This window comes from Pseudomonas sp. IPO3747 (assembly GCF_013385245.1).
In the GTDB taxonomy this organism is placed as follows: Bacteria; Pseudomonadota; Gammaproteobacteria; order Pseudomonadales; family Pseudomonadaceae; genus Aquipseudomonas; species Aquipseudomonas edaphica.
Map to the genome: position 1 here is coordinate 3,030 of NZ_JACAQL010000035.1, position 252 is coordinate 3,281.

The following is a 252-nucleotide window of genomic DNA, read 5'->3' on the forward strand; positions in this document are numbered from 1 at the left end:
CACCGAAAGCTGTCACATACCCAATTTGCTGAAGCGAAGCCAACTGGCTACGACTCAGTACCCGAATTTCTTGACGACCATAGAGCATTGGAACCACCTGATCCCATCCCGAACTCAGTAGTGAAACGATGCATCGCCGATGGTAGTGTGGGGTTTCCCCATGTGAGAGTAGGTCATCGTCAAGATTAAATTCCGAAACCCCATTTGCGAAAGCAGATGGGGTTTTGTTTTGGGCGGTCGAAAAGCGTGGGC

The 252-nt window shown here is 50.4% G+C and carries 1 rRNA gene; it reads left to right on the forward strand.

The window, feature by feature from the left end:
- Nucleotides 1-69: 69 nt before the first annotated feature.
- Nucleotides 70-185: ribosomal RNA gene (gene rrf, locus HX790_RS29180) — 5S ribosomal RNA — on the forward strand.
- Nucleotides 186-252: the final 67 nt, after the last annotated feature.